We start from the raw sequence: 12,988 nt of genomic DNA on the forward strand, positions 1-12,988 counted from the left end.
TTGCAGGATCAGGCCTGTTGCTGGCGCAGGTCCACCACGATTCCCGTGGCCGCGTTTTCCCGCATGGCCTTGATTCCATCCCGGAGCAGGCTGAGGGACCTGAAGGTGGGCGACACGGCGACGATGTTGCCGTCCCCGTCGGTCAGCCGCAGCCGGTACGCCTCATCGCTTTCACGGTGTATTTCGAATCTGCCCGCCATGGACGGATCTGCCTCCCTGGTATGCGTCGTTGCATCAGCTTGTGACCGGTCTGCTTCAGTCGCGACTTGAACTGTAACCTCCGTCACCCTGCCAGTCGAACTACTCCCGGGTAGGTTACTTCCCGTTCCGGGGCAGCCTCCGCGCTCCTATTTCGCCTTGTCATAGGAGTCCACAACCGCCACGCTGACCGGGAATTCAACCGGGATCGTGCCAAACAGCAACTCCTTGGCCGCGCTGGCAGCCTCCTCGATGGCCCCGATGACGGCATCAACAGCCCCGACCGGCGCATGGACCATAACCTCGTCGTGGAGGAAGAAGACCAGCTCCGCCCGGACGGCGCCGCCCGTCCCGGTGGTGCCGCCCGGCTGCCAGGCGCGCAGCCGCCGTCGTAATTCCGCCAGCCAGCACGCCGCCCAGTCCGCCGCCGAACCCTGCACCACGAAGTTCCGGGTGAAGCGGCCCCTCGACCGGGCAATCGACTCCGCCCGCCGCTGCTCCTCTGCCGTGGCCGAGCGCTGGCTCCGGAACCACAGTTCCGACGGCGGAGGCGTGCTGCGGCCCAACCTGGTGGTCACCGTTGCGCCGGATTCGCCCGCCCGCGCCGCCCGCTCCACAAAGTCCACGGCGCGGGGATACGTCCGGGCCAGCTGGGGCATGAGGCGGCCCGCTTCGCCGGACGTGGCCCCGTACATCGCACCGAGGAGGGCCGTCTTGGCCTTGGCACGGTCGCCGCCAAACCCCTTGGCGGCGATGCCGGCGTAAAGGTCCTGGTCGCGTGCGGCCTCCGCCATCGAGGAATCCCGGGCGAGTGCCACCAGGACGCGCGGTTCCAGCTGGGAGGCGTCGGCGACGATCAGTTTGTGGCCGGGATCGGCGTGCACCGCACCGCGGACCAGGCGGGGGATCTGCAGGGCACCTCCGCCGCGGGAGGCCCAGCGCCCGGATACCACGCCGCCCACCACATATTCAGGCCTGAAGCGGCCGCCATGCACCCACGCGTCCAGCCAGGTCCAGCCATTGGCCGTATGCAGCCGCGACAGCTTCTTGTACTCCAGCAGTGGCTCGATGACGGGGTGGCTGGACTCCCGCAGTTCCCATTTCCGGGTGCTCTTCACCTCGATGCCGTTGCGGTGCAGGGCACGCATCAGTTCCTGCGGGGAATCCGGGTTCAGCGCGGGGGAGTTGAGCAGGGCACGCAGCTCATGCGCCAGTGCTTCCAACCGGGCCGGCCGTTGCCCGGGGTGTGGCCGGGGGCCGAGGCAATCCGCGAGCATCTGCTCGTGCAGGTCCTCGCGCCACGGAACGCCGGCGTGCTGCATCTCGGCGGCCACCATGGCGGCGGCGGACTCGGCAGCGAGCAGGAGCTGCAGCCTGCCCCTGCGGTTCTCCTCCAAATCGACGGCGGCGAGCGCGCCCTGCTGGGCGGCATATTCGGCCCGCAGCTCTGCCAGGCCCCAGCGCGGTGCCGGGCCAGTGCCGCCAAGGTCATCAAACAGCGCGTCCTGGTCCGCCGGCGGGGGCGGCGGCTGCAGCGCCCTTGGGGGAAGCAGCGGATCCTCGGCCGGGACCCGGTCCGAGTTCCGGGCATATTCGGTGTGCGCGGTGAACTGCGAGAAGGCCAGGATGTTGCCGCAAAGGCTGACGTCGTAGCAGCGTTCCACCTCGACGCCGGCCGCCAGCAGTGCCGGATACCAGTCCTGCGTGCGGTGCCAGATCCAGCGTGGCGGCTGTCCGTCCGGCCGCGCGGCTTCCAGCTGGCGGACGACGGCGGGGAGCTCGCCGTGGGGGACCACGCGCGGTTCGGGGGCGGCCGGCCGGGCGTGTCCGGCCGGGGTGAGTTCCTGGACTGCGGCGCCGCCTGGATGGGCGGCGAGCAGCAGGTACATGTTCCAATTGTGCCCTGTTTCTGTCCTGGGCCTTTCCGGGCCTTTCTGGGGCCTTTCCCGGGCCGCCGGTTATCCACATACGGCTGCTGCGGCCTTACCTCCGGTCCGCCGCCCCGGCAGAGTGGCCCCATGAGCAGGCACCAACTGAATGCCCCGCAAACCGCGCCCGGCGCTGATCCCTTTGTGCGGTCCCGCGGCGCCGAAACGCCACCGGCCGGTGGCGGCTGGGTGGACCAGGCGGCGGGGGACGGTGCCGCCTGGCTCCCGGACGGCAGCGAAGTGCTGCTGATAACTTCGTCCGCCGTTCTCCGCGGCGAGGTGGAGCGGATCGTGGCCGCCGCCGGCGGTCACCTGCGTGTTGCAGCCGATACGGTCGAGGGCGGCCGGCACTGGGACGCGGTGTCTGCAGTCCTGGTCGGCAGCGACGTGAAGGAACTGCCGCCAAGGCGCCGCAGGCCGGCTGTCCTGGTGGGACTCGACGGGGAAGGCGACAGCCTCTGGCACCTGGCAGCTGCCCTCGGCGCCGAACGGGTTGCCGTGCTGCCGGACGCCGCCGCCTGGCTGGCTGACCACCTCAGCAGGTCCCGGTCACCGGGCCCCGGCGGTGTGGTGCTTGGTGTTACCGGCGGTTGCGGTGGGGCAGGCGCCACCACGGCCGCCATCTGGATCGCCCAGGCCGCTGCGGGGTTGGGCGTCCGGGTTTTGCTGGTGGACGGGGACCCCTGGGGAGGCGGGCTGGAGCTGGCGCTCGCGGCCGAGGAAAATCCTGGCCTGCGCTGGCCGGACCTCGCAGGGGCCAGGGGCAGCATCGACCCCCTGCAGCTGGCGGACTCCCTGCCGGTGGCCGGTGGTTTCGCGTTCCTGTCCTGGCCGGCAGTCCGGGAACAACCTGTCCCCGTCGCCGCTGCCACCACGGCCGGCGTGCTCGACGCTGCCCGCCGTGGTTATGAGCTGGTGGTGGTGGACGTGGGCCGGGGTGCCGAGCCGCTCCGGACGGTCGCGTGGGACTGTGACCGCATCATGGTGGTGGTTCCAGCACAACTGAAGGCAGCGGTGGCTGCCGTGCGCGTATTGCAGGAGCTTCCGCCCGTGGAGGCCGCACTCCTGGTCCGCGGGCGTCCGGGGACGGCGCTGGACAGTTCCCTGATTGCGGACGCGGTCGGGCTGCCAGTCCAGGGGCGGGTGCCTGAACTGAGGGCCGTCCCGGGAGCCGTGGAATCAGGCCGCCTGCTGGACCTTGGGAAGCGGCGGAACGTCCGGCACTTCGCGGCATCGGTACTCGACTGGCTGGGGGATGACCTGCCGGCAGGGGAGCTGGCATGAGCCGGCCCGGCCCCGGGGGAGCAGGGATAGGGGCCCGACGCAGTGCCCGGCTGCTCGAGGCGAACCAGGCGAACCAAGCGGGCCAGGCAAACCAGGCGAACTATGCGCGCCAACCGAACGATGCGAGCCAGGCGAACTCTGTGAACCAGGTGAACCGGCAGCTACGGCGGCGGGAGGCGGCGGGCGGTCGTGCCGCGGTCGATTACGGACTCCTGGAATCCGTCCGCGAATCCATGATGGCTGACGCGGGTGCCGTGACACCGTCCCGCGTTGCTGCCGCTGTCCAGGCCACGGGGAAGTTGTTGGGGACTGCCGGTTCGCTCGCCGCTGCGGAGCGGATCAGCGCCGAATTGAATGGGCTGGGGCCGCTGCAGGAGCTCACACGGGATCCCGCCGTCACCGATATCTTCGTCAACGCTCCCGAATCGGTGTGGGTGGACCGGGGCCGCGGCATCGAGCGCGTCCCCGTCATGTTCGAGGGTGAAGCCCCGTTGCGGGCACTGGCCTGCAGGCTGGTGGCCGCCGGTGGCCGACGCCTGGACGACGGCTCACCCTGTGTCGATGTCAGGCTGGCCGGCGGCTACCGTGTCCACGCCGTGTTGCCGCCGGTTTCCACGTCAGGGACGCTGCTGAGTGTCCGCATCCGCCGGGAGCGGGTCTTCACCATGGCGGAGATGCGTGCCGGGGGAATGTTCGGTCCGCTGGTGCAGACGGTGCTGGAGAGGGTGGTGGAACGAAGACTCAGCTTCCTGGTCAGCGGCGCCACGGGCTCGGGGAAGACCACCCTGCTGTCCACGCTGCTGGGTCTGTGTCCGGCGGAGGAACGCCTGGTCCTGATCGAGGACGCGTCTGAGCTGAACCCGGTGCACCCCCACGTTGTGGCCCTTGAGTCGCGCCACGGGAACCTCGAAGGCGGGGGCACCGTGGACTTGGGGGAGCTGGTCCGGCAGGCGCTGCGGATGCGGCCGGACAGGTTGGTGGTGGGCGAGTGCCGGGGTGCCGAGGTGCGGGAACTCCTGACCGCCATGAACACGGGGCACAGCGGCGGAGGGGGCACCATCCATGCCAACACCGCAGCAGCGGTCCCGGCCCGGCTGACGGCGCTGGGCGCGCTCGCCGGGATGGGCCCTGATGCGGTGCGGCTCCAGGCTGCGAGCGCCCTCGACGTCGTGGTCCATGTCGGCAGGACGTCCCGGGGCCCGGAAGTGCTGTGCGTGGGCGTCTTCAGCGATGGTCCGGACGGCCTTGCGGTCGCGCCGGCACTCGTTGAAGGAGGCTCGCCCGGCCCGGCATGGCCCGCATTGGCCGCCCGGCTGGCGATAGGGCCGGGGGATGGCCCGTGACGGTCATCCTGGCCGTGCTCCTGTGCACGGCGGTGGTGCTGCTGCTCAAGCCACCGGTGGGTGCGGCCGCCAGGCTCCTTGCGGCAGCCGGTAGGGGGCCTGCCGCTCCAGCGCGGGCAGATCCTGGTTTTGCCCGGCACCGGCCTATCCGGCGGGCCAGGCTGGCCGCAGGAACCGGGAAGGTGCACCGCGGGCCGGGGCTGATCCTGTTGGTGCAGCAGCTGGCTGCGCTGCTCAGGGGTGGCCGGACGCCGGGGCGGCTCTGGGACGAACTGTGGACTTTGTACGGCGGGGCCGGGCAGGAGGGGCAGTTGCTTCAGTCCGCCGGTCGTCCGGCAGCGGCCGTCCTGTCGGGCGGTTCCGTTGCCGTCCTGGCCTCCGCCCGTGTTGCCGCAATGACGGGAGCGCCGGTTTCGGAAGCGATCCGGCGTTCCCTGCCCGCGGCATTTCCCGGCAGGGAAGGAGCCAGGGAGGCAAGGACCTGGTCCGACCTGGCAGCATGCTGCGATATTGCCGAAGCCAGCGGATGTCCGCTCGCCGACGTGCTGACCAGGTTCGCGGCCCAGCTGGAAGCGGAGGAGGACGCCGACGCTGCCCGGCAGACCGCCTTGGCAGGGCCCAGGGCAACGGTCCGCCTCCTGACCTGGCTTCCGCTGATGGGACTGGGACTGGGGACGGCACTGGGAGTGGACCCGCTGGCAACACTGCTTGGCACGCCGCTGGGGCTGGCCGCACTCGTTGGCGGGGTTGCACTGACTGTCGCCGGCAGGGTGTGGTCCGCCCGCCTCGTGTCCGTGGCGGCAGGGGCCGGAACACCATGACCGGGACATGGGCTCAGGTACCGCTGCTGTTCCTGTTGCTCGCAGCCGGTGTGTGGCTTGCCTGCCCGGGACAGGGCGGGCCGAGGAGACGGCTCCTGCGGGTGTGCCGGCAGCGCCTGCCGGACCGGGAAGCAGCCGCCGTTCCCGCAGCGGGCTGGCCCGTGGGCGGTTTGGCCGACACGGCGATGATGCTCGAACTCGTGGCGGCAATGCTGGACGCCGGTGCTGGAATCGGCCGTTCCCTCGCCTTGGTGGCCGGTTCCGCCTCGCCCCACTACAGGGATGCACTGCGGCCGGTGGTTTCTGCGCTGGCCATCGGTGCTGACTGGGAGACGGCGTGGCGCAGCTCTGCGGTCCGCCTCCCCGAAGTCCTGGAGCTGCGCGACGCCCTGGGCTTTGCGGCGCTGACGGGCGCCCCTTCCTCGGCGATCCTGTACGCCCAGGCGGCAAGGCTTCGGCGGGAAAGGTTCCGCGCGGCCGAGAAGCGTGCCGCCTCGCTGGGCGTGAAGCTGGTGGTTCCCCTCGGCCTGTGTTCCTTGCCCGCCTTCATCTGCCTGGGCGTCGTGCCCGTGCTGCTGGCCTTGGTGCCGTCCGGCTCCTAGCAGCGGCACCTGGCCCCGGACAATTCCTCCACAGCCGTGGAAGAGGCCCGCTTATCCACTTAGCCAGCCCCGTCCCTTACCCGCTACGGCAGCTCCGGGAAGAGTCAGGACTGCCGGTAATCCGCCGGTCCATCACGAAAGGAATCCAGATGTCCATCCACCAACCCAACTTCACCAACGGCACCGCCTGCAGCAGCGGAACTGTCCTCATGAACGGGACTGCCTCCACGGATGGCAGTCCGGCCCCCGGGACTTCCCCGGAGGGCACGCCGGGAATGCGGGGCAGCCTGCACGATGGCGGCGTGGGGCACCAGCCAGGGCCGGTGCAGGATAACGTCGTTGAGCTGTATCCCGGCTGCCGTCCGCCGCGGACACGGCAAGGCATAAGGCTGCGGGGGTCGGAAGCCGGGATGGCCACCGCGGAGTACGCCATCGCCACCCTGGCTGCCGTGGGCTTCGCCGGACTGCTCGTGTTCATCCTCCGCAGTGACGAGGTGCGCGGATTCCTGCTGAACCTGATCCGTACCGCCCTGGCGTTGCCGTGATCCGCGTGCCGGCAGGGCTGCGGTGGCCAGGTTCCCGCCCGGCCGGCTGCGGCGTGAACGCGAGTGCTGCAGGTGCAAGCGGGCCAACGGCTGGAGGGCCGGACTGCCGCGGGACGGTAACGGCCGAGTTTGCCGTGGCCCTGCCTGCGGTCGTGGCCCTGCTGGCCATGCTGCTCGCGGCAGCCGCCGCAGGCATGACGCAACTGCGGATCGAAGAGGGCGCCCGGGCCGGAGCAAGGGCGTTGGCCCGGGGTGACAGTCCGGCAGCCGTGGAAGGAACAGTCAGGACACTTGCCGGCGGGTCCGCCTCCGCCTCGGTGGCCGCCGACGGCGAGTGGTTGCGTATCACTGTCTCGGACCGTGTTCCCGGTCCCCTCGGCTCCGCCATCCCCTGGACCCTGACAGCCCGGGCATCGGCACGCAGCGAAACGGCAGGGAGCGGTACTGCCGGCGGGTCAGCGGCGGGAGGCGGCTCTTGACGGGGGTATGGCGGAACCCGGGGCCCCGGAAGGCCAAGGATGACGGGGGCAGCGGTGGGACCGGAAATCCGCAGGAACAGAACGTTCGGGAGCGGGGCTCCGGGACCATCCTGGCCGCCGGTCTTGCACTCGTGGTCATGGCGGCCATGGCCGTCGTTCTGCTGCTGGCCCAGTCGGCCGTGCTGGCAAGCCGTGCCGCTGCGGCAGCGGACCTCGCGGCGCTGGCGGGAGCGGATGCGCTGAGGGGTGTTACCCAGGGGGAGCCGTGCGCCGTCGCCGCCGAGGTGGCAGCCCGGCACGCGGCGGCATTGCTCAGCTGCGCCGAGGGCAGCGACCAAACCCTTGAAGTCCGGACTGAGCTGGAGGAAAGGTCAGTGCTGGGGCCGGCAACCGGGCAGGCGCGCGCCGGGCCGCCGCCCTAGGCGCATCAGACCTGGGGTGGAAAGAGATCCCTTCACCTCTGGGCCTCCACCGGCAGGCCGGGAGCTTCGGCGGCGTCCTTGAGCAGGACGTCCAGCAGGGTCACAGCCGCGGCCTTGTCCAACGGGTTGTTCTTGTTGCCGCACTTGGGTGACTGGACACAGGACGGGCAGCCGGAATCGCATTCGCAGGCCTTGATTGCATCCCGGGTGGCCGTCAGCCAGACCTTGGCCTTGTCGAAGCCCCGCTCGGCGAACCCCGCGCCGCCGGGGTGCCCGTCATACACGAAAATGGTGGGCACCCCGGTGTCGGCGTGCAGTGCCGTGGACACTCCGCCGATGTCCCACCGGTCGCTGGAAGCCACCAGCGGCAGGAGCCCGATCGCGGCATGTTCGGCCGCGTGCAGTGCGCCCGGGAACTGGGCCTCGATGAGTCCCGCCGCTGTCAGCGGCCTGTTGTCCACGACGAACCACACGGCTTTGGTGAACAGGTCGCGTGCTCCCAGCTCCAGCGGTTCCTCGCCGAGCACCTCGTTGGAAATCAGGGCCTTGCGCTGGAAGGAGACAACCTGGGTGGTCACCTTCACGTCACCGAAGTGGACTGTCACGTCCCCCCACTGCATGCTCCGCTGCGTATCCAGCACCTCGATCTGGGTCACGTCCCGTGCTGTGGTGTAGTAGTCGGGATTCGCCCGGCGCACCATGACGCAGTGGTCGTCTTCGTTCAGGTCCTCCACCACGTAGGTGTCGCCCTGGTGGACATAGACGGCCCCGGTGTGGGCCTGGTAGTGCGTCTGCGGTGAGTCCATGGTTCCCAGGAGGGAACCGGTCTCGGCATCGACGATGCTCACCGGGCCCCCGCCGTCGCCCCGCAGGCTGACCATGCCCGCGGCGCTCTGGGAATGGGTCCAGAACCAGCCCGCGGGCCGCCGCCGGAGATAGCCCTGCGCCACCAGTCGGTCCAGGAGCATTTCCGCGGTGCTGCCGAAGAGGTCGAGCTCAGCCGGACCCAGCGGCAGTTCTGCTGCCGCCGCGCACAAGTGGGGACCCAGCACGTAGGGATTGGAGGGATCGAAGACCGTCGCCTCAACCGACACGTCGAAAATGGCCTCGGGGTGGTTCACGAGGAATGTGTCCAGCGGGTCGTCGCTGGCCACGAACGCGGCGATCGCGTCCTGCCCGGCCCGCCCTGCCCTGCCGATCTGCTGGAACAGGGATGCCCGGGTTCCCGGCCACCCGGCCACCAGGACTGCGTCGAGGCCGGAGATGTCGATTCCCAGTTCCAGTGCTGAGGTACTGGAAACCCCCAGGAGCCGGCCTGAACGCAGGGACTTCTCAACCTCGCGCCGTTCCTCCGGCAGGTACCCGGAGCGGTAGGCCGCCACCCGCTGCGGCAGGCTGGGATCCACTTCATCGAGCAGCCGCTTGGTGATGGCGGAGATGGTTTCGGCGCCGCGCCGGGACTTGATGAAGGCGATGGTGCGGACCTGCGCGGAGACCAGGTTGGCCAGCAGGTCTGAGGTTTCCGCTACCGCCGTCCGCCGTTCCCTGGCGCCGTTCTCGCCCTTGATGTCAGTCAGTGCCGGCTCCCAGAAGGCCACGGTGGTGGCTCCGTGCGGGGAACAGTCGCCGGACACGGCCTGGACCGGGGCGCCGATGAGGCGGGAGAACGAGGCATCAGGCTCTGAGGCTGTTGCCGACGCTGCGATGAACACCGGCTCGGGAAATGAGGTTCCCGCGCCGTAATAGGCACAGATGCGGCGCAGCCGCCGCAGAAGGTTCGCAACGTGCGACCCGAACACGCCGCGGTAGCTATGGGCCTCGTCCACGATGACGTAACGCAGCCGGCGGAAGAACCCGGCCCACCAGGCGTGGTTGGGGAGGATGCCAAAATGCAGCATGTCGGGGTTGGCCAGGATGAAGTTGGCGTGGTCCCGGATCCACCGGCGCGAGGCGGGATCGGTGTCGCCGTCGTACGTTTCCGCCCGGACCGTGGGCAGCTTCAGGGCGCGGATGGCGTTCAACTGGTCGGCGGCCAGCGCCTTGGTGGGGGAGAGGTAGAGCGTCACAGCGCCGTCGCCGTGGATCTTTCCCGGATCTGCAAGGACCCGCAGCTCGGAGCGGTGGATGGCGTCCAGCGCGGGCAATTGGTAGGCCAGTGATTTTCCGGAAGCGGTACCCGTTGAGATCACCACGTGCTCCCCGGAGTGGGCGATATCGGCAGCTTCCACCTGGTGCCTGAAAGGCTCCCGGATGCCGAGCGACCCGTAGGCCTTCACCAGGTCCGGGTGCACCCACTTCGGCCAGGGTTCGTGGATGGCGGCACGGGCGGGAATGGTCCGGACATGACGCAGCTGTTCCGGGTCCGGGCCACGGCCCAGCAGGGGAAGCAGGGAGTCATGGGGATTCACCCCACCATTGTTTCATCCGGCACCAGCCGCGCAGTCACGGTTCGCCGGGAAAGGCAGCGCGCCCGGCGGAATTCAGCTCAGCGAGAGGTCCGCTCCCTCATACGATGCGGAGAGCATCAGGACCCGGGCGATGGTGCTCCACCCAAGATGCGAGTACAGCTTCTGGCCGTCGGCGGACGCCAACAGCAGCCCGGTCTGCACGTCGTGCCCGAAGGCCTGGGCGGCCAGCGCCCGCATGATGAAACTGCCCAGGCCCCTGCGCTGGAAGGCAGGCTGCGTGATGATCTTGTCGAACACCGCGGTGTCGCCAACCACGAACACCCGGCCGCTGGCCGCGATGGTGTCCCCGGAGCGGACCTCGGCGTAGTGGACGCCCTCCTCCTCGTACGTGTGCAGGCGGAGGTCGTCGTCGGAAAGCCACGGATCCTCGGCGTCCTGGGTCTCCATGTCGACGATCATCATCGTCTGCGTATCGGAGGTCACGTTAAGCCCGTGCTGGGCCGCCAGCGCCGTGTACCGGGCGGGATTGTTGGTCAGGATTGTCAGCACCCGCGCGGGGGACTGGGCCGTTCTGGCAGCCAGGAATGCGAACTCGGCATCTGTGGGTTCGGACGCGAAAACTTCCCACTCACCGCTCGTATCCGCCCGGAACGCAGTGGGAAAGCGGCCCTCGGTGGAGGTCCGATATCCTCGGCAGCCCGCCCAGCCGGCAACCCAGACTTCAAGCAGGCCAGTGATGTCTTCAACAATGGTTTCCGGGCTCATGACTTGAGACTATGCCAGCGCGATCGCCAGCAACAGGGGGCAGGAAAGAGCTTATGCAATCGTGATACGCACCGGGTGTGGGCGGCCCTGCGGGCATGATTCGCGTTCCCGCCGCCAGCCACTTTTGTACCAGCCGGTACCCTTAAATACGTGGCTTTGAACCGGATTGTGCTCTTTTACGGCTTTACCCCCATCGCAGACCCTGACGCGGTGCGGCTCTGGCAGCGCGCCCTCTGCGAGAAACTGGGCCTGACGGGCCGCATCCTCATTTCCAAGGACGGCATCAACGCCACGGTCGGCGGCGAAATCCGGGCCGTTAAGCAGTATGTCAAAACCACCCGCGAGTACCCCGGCTTCCGGGGCATCGACGTCAAATGGTCCGACGGCGGCGCGGAGGACTTCCCGAGGCTCAGCGTCAAGGTACGGGACGAGATCGTCTCCTTCGGCGCCCCCGGAGAGCTCAAAGTGGACGGGAACGGCGTGGTTGGCGGCGGCAAGCACCTCAAGCCGGAGGAACTGCACGAGCTGGTGCAGGCCAAGAAGCAGGAGGGCGGGGACGTTGTCTTCTTCGACGGCCGGAACGCCTTCGAAGCGCAGATCGGCCGTTTCAAGGACGCAGTGGTCCCCGACGTCGCCACGACCCACGACTTCATCAAGGAGCTCGAATCCGGCAAGTACGACGACCTCAAGGACAAGCCGGTGGTCACCTATTGCACGGGCGGCATCAGGTGCGAGGTCCTCTCCAGCCTGATGGTGAACCGCGGCTTCAAGGAGGTCTACCAGCTGGACGGCGGCATCGTCCGCTACGGCGAGGCCTTCAAGGACCAGGGGCTCTGGGAGGGCTCGCTCTACGTCTTCGACAAGCGCATGCACCTCGAGTTCAGCGACCAGGCCAAGACCATCGGCCAGTGCGCCCGCTGCTCAGCGCCGACCAGTAAGTTCGAGAACTGCTCCAATCCCAGCTGCCGGACCCTGACACTGTACTGCGCCGGATGCGCCTCCAGCCCCGAGACGCTCCGCTGTCCCGGGGGCTGCGCAGCGGCCTGAGGCAGCAGGAGGCTCAAAGCCGGCGCAGGCGGAAAGCGAAATTGGCCGCGCTGTGTGCCTCCAGCCTCACAGACAGGGCGCTGTCCGTGGAGAGATAGATGACGTTCTCACGGTTGACGCCACACCGCAGCCCCAGGTCCACCAGGGTGAGCGTCTCGGTACGGACGGTGAAGGTGACCCGCCGCTGGCTGCGGCACGCGAGGGCAAGCATGTAGGTTCCGGTGTGCAGGACCGGTGAGGACAGGGTCCTGACTTCGCCGGAGGCCAGCAGCCCGGCGTCGGCATGGACCACCTCCTGGGGGACGTCCGGGAATGTCCAGGACACCCACTCACCCAGCCCGGCTTCGCTGACCGGATCCTGCTGCAGCGGGTCCCGGGTGAAGGGTGCCTCGGGGGCCGCGGTGGCGGTGCCCCGCACGTTGCCGGCCCGTCCGTCGTCGTACGTGTATTCGCAGCCAGCCAGCGCTCCCGCCCCCAGCACCATCCCAAGCGCAAGCCCAAGCGCGACGGCGGGCGCCGGCCTCACTGCCGGGGGCGCCCCCGGCGTCCTGGCAGGACGGGGCGCGGAGAACCTCCGCACACTGGGCATAGTCCGACTTTAGGCCCCTGGCAGGCGGCGGGCCAGAGCCGGCACGGGCGGTTACTGCGCCGGTGCCAGTTGGTACGCGTAGACCAGCGGGGCATCGACGCTGGCGCCGCTGATTTCCACCCGTCCGGCCGTAGGCAGGGAAATCCTGGTGGTTTCCCGGCTGCCGTTGCAGGCCGCCCCGGCTTCCGCCACCGCCTTGCCGTCCAGCGTCACATCAAAGAAGGCCTTGCCGCTGCCGTCGCACACCAGCGTGAGCGTATACCTGCCCGCAGGAACGGTGGCCGCCTGCTGCACGGTGCGGTCCCGGTTGAGGATCTTTCCCGAATCCTGGAGCACAACGCCCGGCGCCTCGGGCAGCGCTGTGGCCCGCCACTTCGGAACGTCCGCGTTCTCCACCGAGGACGTGGACGAGCACCCAGCCAGCCCGAAGACGGCGGCAAGGCCCAGGACCCCGGCGGACACGGCTGCCGGCAGCGTCGACCGCCGCACCGTTCCGGAGGCCCGGCGGGCGCGCGAAACGAGGGAAAGGCGGGAAGGCATGGCTCCACCGTACCCCC

The 12,988-nt window shown here is 69.4% G+C and carries 14 protein-coding genes; 8 read left to right on the top strand and 6 right to left on the bottom strand.

Features of this window, described 5'->3' with window-relative positions; genetic code table 11:
• Positions 1 to 8 precede the first annotated feature (8 nt).
• Together AC2JAJ_RS11295 and AC2JAJ_RS11300 are read right to left on the bottom strand one after the other, a co-directional pair.
• A complete protein-coding gene (locus AC2JAJ_RS11295) occupies positions 9 to 200 on the bottom strand; it encodes a YegP family protein (protein ID WP_221386043.1) in 192 nt (63 codons plus the stop codon).
• A 147-nt stretch (positions 201 to 347) separates the two neighbouring features.
• Positions 348 to 2,087 carry a bifunctional 3'-5' exonuclease/DNA polymerase gene (locus AC2JAJ_RS11300; RefSeq protein WP_486415816.1) on the bottom strand — a complete coding sequence of 580 codons (1,740 nt, stop codon included), beginning with the start codon at positions 2,085 to 2,087 and terminating at the stop codon, positions 348 to 350.
• A gap of 288 nt (positions 2,088 to 2,375) precedes the next feature.
• On the opposite strand from AC2JAJ_RS11300, the gene ssd reads away from it, so the two are divergent.
• From ssd to AC2JAJ_RS11335, 7 genes are all read left to right on the top strand, one after another.
• The gene (ssd, locus tag AC2JAJ_RS11305; RefSeq protein ID WP_486416700.1) at positions 2,376 to 3,410 is read left to right on the top strand and encodes a septum site-determining protein Ssd; all 1,035 of its coding nucleotides are present in this window, start codon (positions 2,376 to 2,378) and stop codon (positions 3,408 to 3,410) included.
• Complete coding sequence (locus AC2JAJ_RS11310; protein WP_486415815.1) at positions 3,407 to 4,753, top strand: TadA family conjugal transfer-associated ATPase; 1,347 nt, start codon at positions 3,407 to 3,409, stop codon at positions 4,751 to 4,753. Before ssd ends, AC2JAJ_RS11310 begins: the two co-directional genes overlap by 4 nt.
• The gene (locus tag AC2JAJ_RS11315) at positions 4,750 to 5,574 is read left to right on the top strand and encodes a type II secretion system F family protein (RefSeq protein ID WP_486415814.1); all 825 of its coding nucleotides are present in this window, start codon (positions 4,750 to 4,752) and stop codon (positions 5,572 to 5,574) included. Before AC2JAJ_RS11310 ends, AC2JAJ_RS11315 begins: the two co-directional genes overlap by 4 nt.
• Complete coding sequence (locus AC2JAJ_RS11320) at positions 5,571 to 6,176, top strand: type II secretion system F family protein (RefSeq protein ID WP_486415813.1); 606 nt, start codon at positions 5,571 to 5,573, stop codon at positions 6,174 to 6,176. Before AC2JAJ_RS11315 ends, AC2JAJ_RS11320 begins: the two co-directional genes overlap by 4 nt.
• Before the next feature lie 149 nt (positions 6,177 to 6,325).
• The gene (locus AC2JAJ_RS11325; RefSeq protein WP_486415812.1) at positions 6,326 to 6,721 is read left to right on the top strand and encodes a DUF4244 domain-containing protein; all 396 of its coding nucleotides are present in this window, start codon (positions 6,326 to 6,328) and stop codon (positions 6,719 to 6,721) included.
• A 134-nt stretch (positions 6,722 to 6,855) separates the two neighbouring features.
• Positions 6,856 to 7,200, top strand: a complete 345-nt coding sequence (locus AC2JAJ_RS11330; RefSeq protein ID WP_486415811.1) for a TadE family type IV pilus minor pilin — start codon at positions 6,856 to 6,858, stop codon at positions 7,198 to 7,200.
• Positions 7,197 to 7,622: an Rv3654c family TadE-like protein gene (locus tag AC2JAJ_RS11335; RefSeq protein ID WP_486415810.1), complete on the top strand. Its 426-nt coding sequence runs from the start codon at positions 7,197 to 7,199 to the stop codon at positions 7,620 to 7,622. The genes AC2JAJ_RS11330 and AC2JAJ_RS11335 overlap by 4 nt, the downstream gene beginning before the upstream one ends.
• Positions 7,623 to 7,654: 32 nt before the next feature.
• Here AC2JAJ_RS11335 and AC2JAJ_RS11340 read toward each other — a convergent pair whose 3' ends face one another.
• A complete protein-coding gene (locus tag AC2JAJ_RS11340) occupies positions 7,655 to 10,030 on the bottom strand; it encodes a DEAD/DEAH box helicase (RefSeq protein WP_473696072.1) in 2,376 nt (791 codons plus the stop codon).
• 72 nt (positions 10,031 to 10,102) lie between these two features.
• A complete protein-coding gene (locus AC2JAJ_RS11345) occupies positions 10,103 to 10,795 on the bottom strand; it encodes a GNAT family N-acetyltransferase (protein WP_473696074.1) in 693 nt (230 codons plus the stop codon).
• A 150-nt stretch (positions 10,796 to 10,945) separates the two neighbouring features.
• Here AC2JAJ_RS11345 and trhO point away from each other — a divergent pair, with 150 nt between their 5' ends.
• Positions 10,946 to 11,842: an oxygen-dependent tRNA uridine(34) hydroxylase TrhO gene (gene trhO / locus AC2JAJ_RS11350; protein WP_486415809.1), complete on the top strand. Its 897-nt coding sequence runs from the start codon at positions 10,946 to 10,948 to the stop codon at positions 11,840 to 11,842.
• A 13-nt stretch (positions 11,843 to 11,855) separates the two neighbouring features.
• Here trhO and AC2JAJ_RS11355 read toward each other — a convergent pair whose 3' ends face one another.
• The gene (locus AC2JAJ_RS11355; RefSeq protein WP_486415808.1) at positions 11,856 to 12,431 is read right to left on the bottom strand and encodes a DUF6023 family protein; all 576 of its coding nucleotides are present in this window, start codon (positions 12,429 to 12,431) and stop codon (positions 11,856 to 11,858) included.
• Between the two features lie 51 nt (positions 12,432 to 12,482).
• Positions 12,483 to 12,971 (bottom strand): DUF6023 family protein, encoded by a 489-nt coding sequence (locus AC2JAJ_RS11360; protein WP_486415807.1) that lies wholly within the window; start codon positions 12,969 to 12,971, stop codon positions 12,483 to 12,485.
• Positions 12,972 to 12,988: the final 17 nt, after the last annotated feature.

The sequence above is a fragment of the Arthrobacter sp. MOO21 genome, assembly GCF_057369995.2.

Excerpts from the sequence above, each read along its gene's own strand:
- AC2JAJ_RS11295 (WP_221386043.1), bottom strand. The coding sequence starts at position 200 with ATGGCGGGCAGATTCGAAATACACCGTGAAAGCGATGAGGCGTACCGG.
- AC2JAJ_RS11300 (WP_486415816.1), bottom strand. The coding sequence starts at position 2,087 with ATGTACCTGCTGCTCGCCGCCCATCCAGGCGGCGCCGCAGTCCAGGAA.
- AC2JAJ_RS11310 (WP_486415815.1), top strand. The coding sequence starts at position 3,407 with ATGAGCCGGCCCGGCCCCGGGGGAGCAGGGATAGGGGCCCGACGCAGT.
- AC2JAJ_RS11320 (WP_486415813.1), top strand. The coding sequence starts at position 5,571 with ATGACCGGGACATGGGCTCAGGTACCGCTGCTGTTCCTGTTGCTCGCA.
- AC2JAJ_RS11325 (WP_486415812.1), top strand. The coding sequence starts at position 6,326 with ATGTCCATCCACCAACCCAACTTCACCAACGGCACCGCCTGCAGCAGC.
- AC2JAJ_RS11345 (WP_473696074.1), bottom strand. The coding sequence starts at position 10,795 with ATGAGCCCGGAAACCATTGTTGAAGACATCACTGGCCTGCTTGAAGTC.
- AC2JAJ_RS11355 (WP_486415808.1), bottom strand. The coding sequence starts at position 12,431 with ATGCCCAGTGTGCGGAGGTTCTCCGCGCCCCGTCCTGCCAGGACGCCG.
- AC2JAJ_RS11360 (WP_486415807.1), bottom strand. The coding sequence starts at position 12,971 with ATGCCTTCCCGCCTTTCCCTCGTTTCGCGCGCCCGCCGGGCCTCCGGA.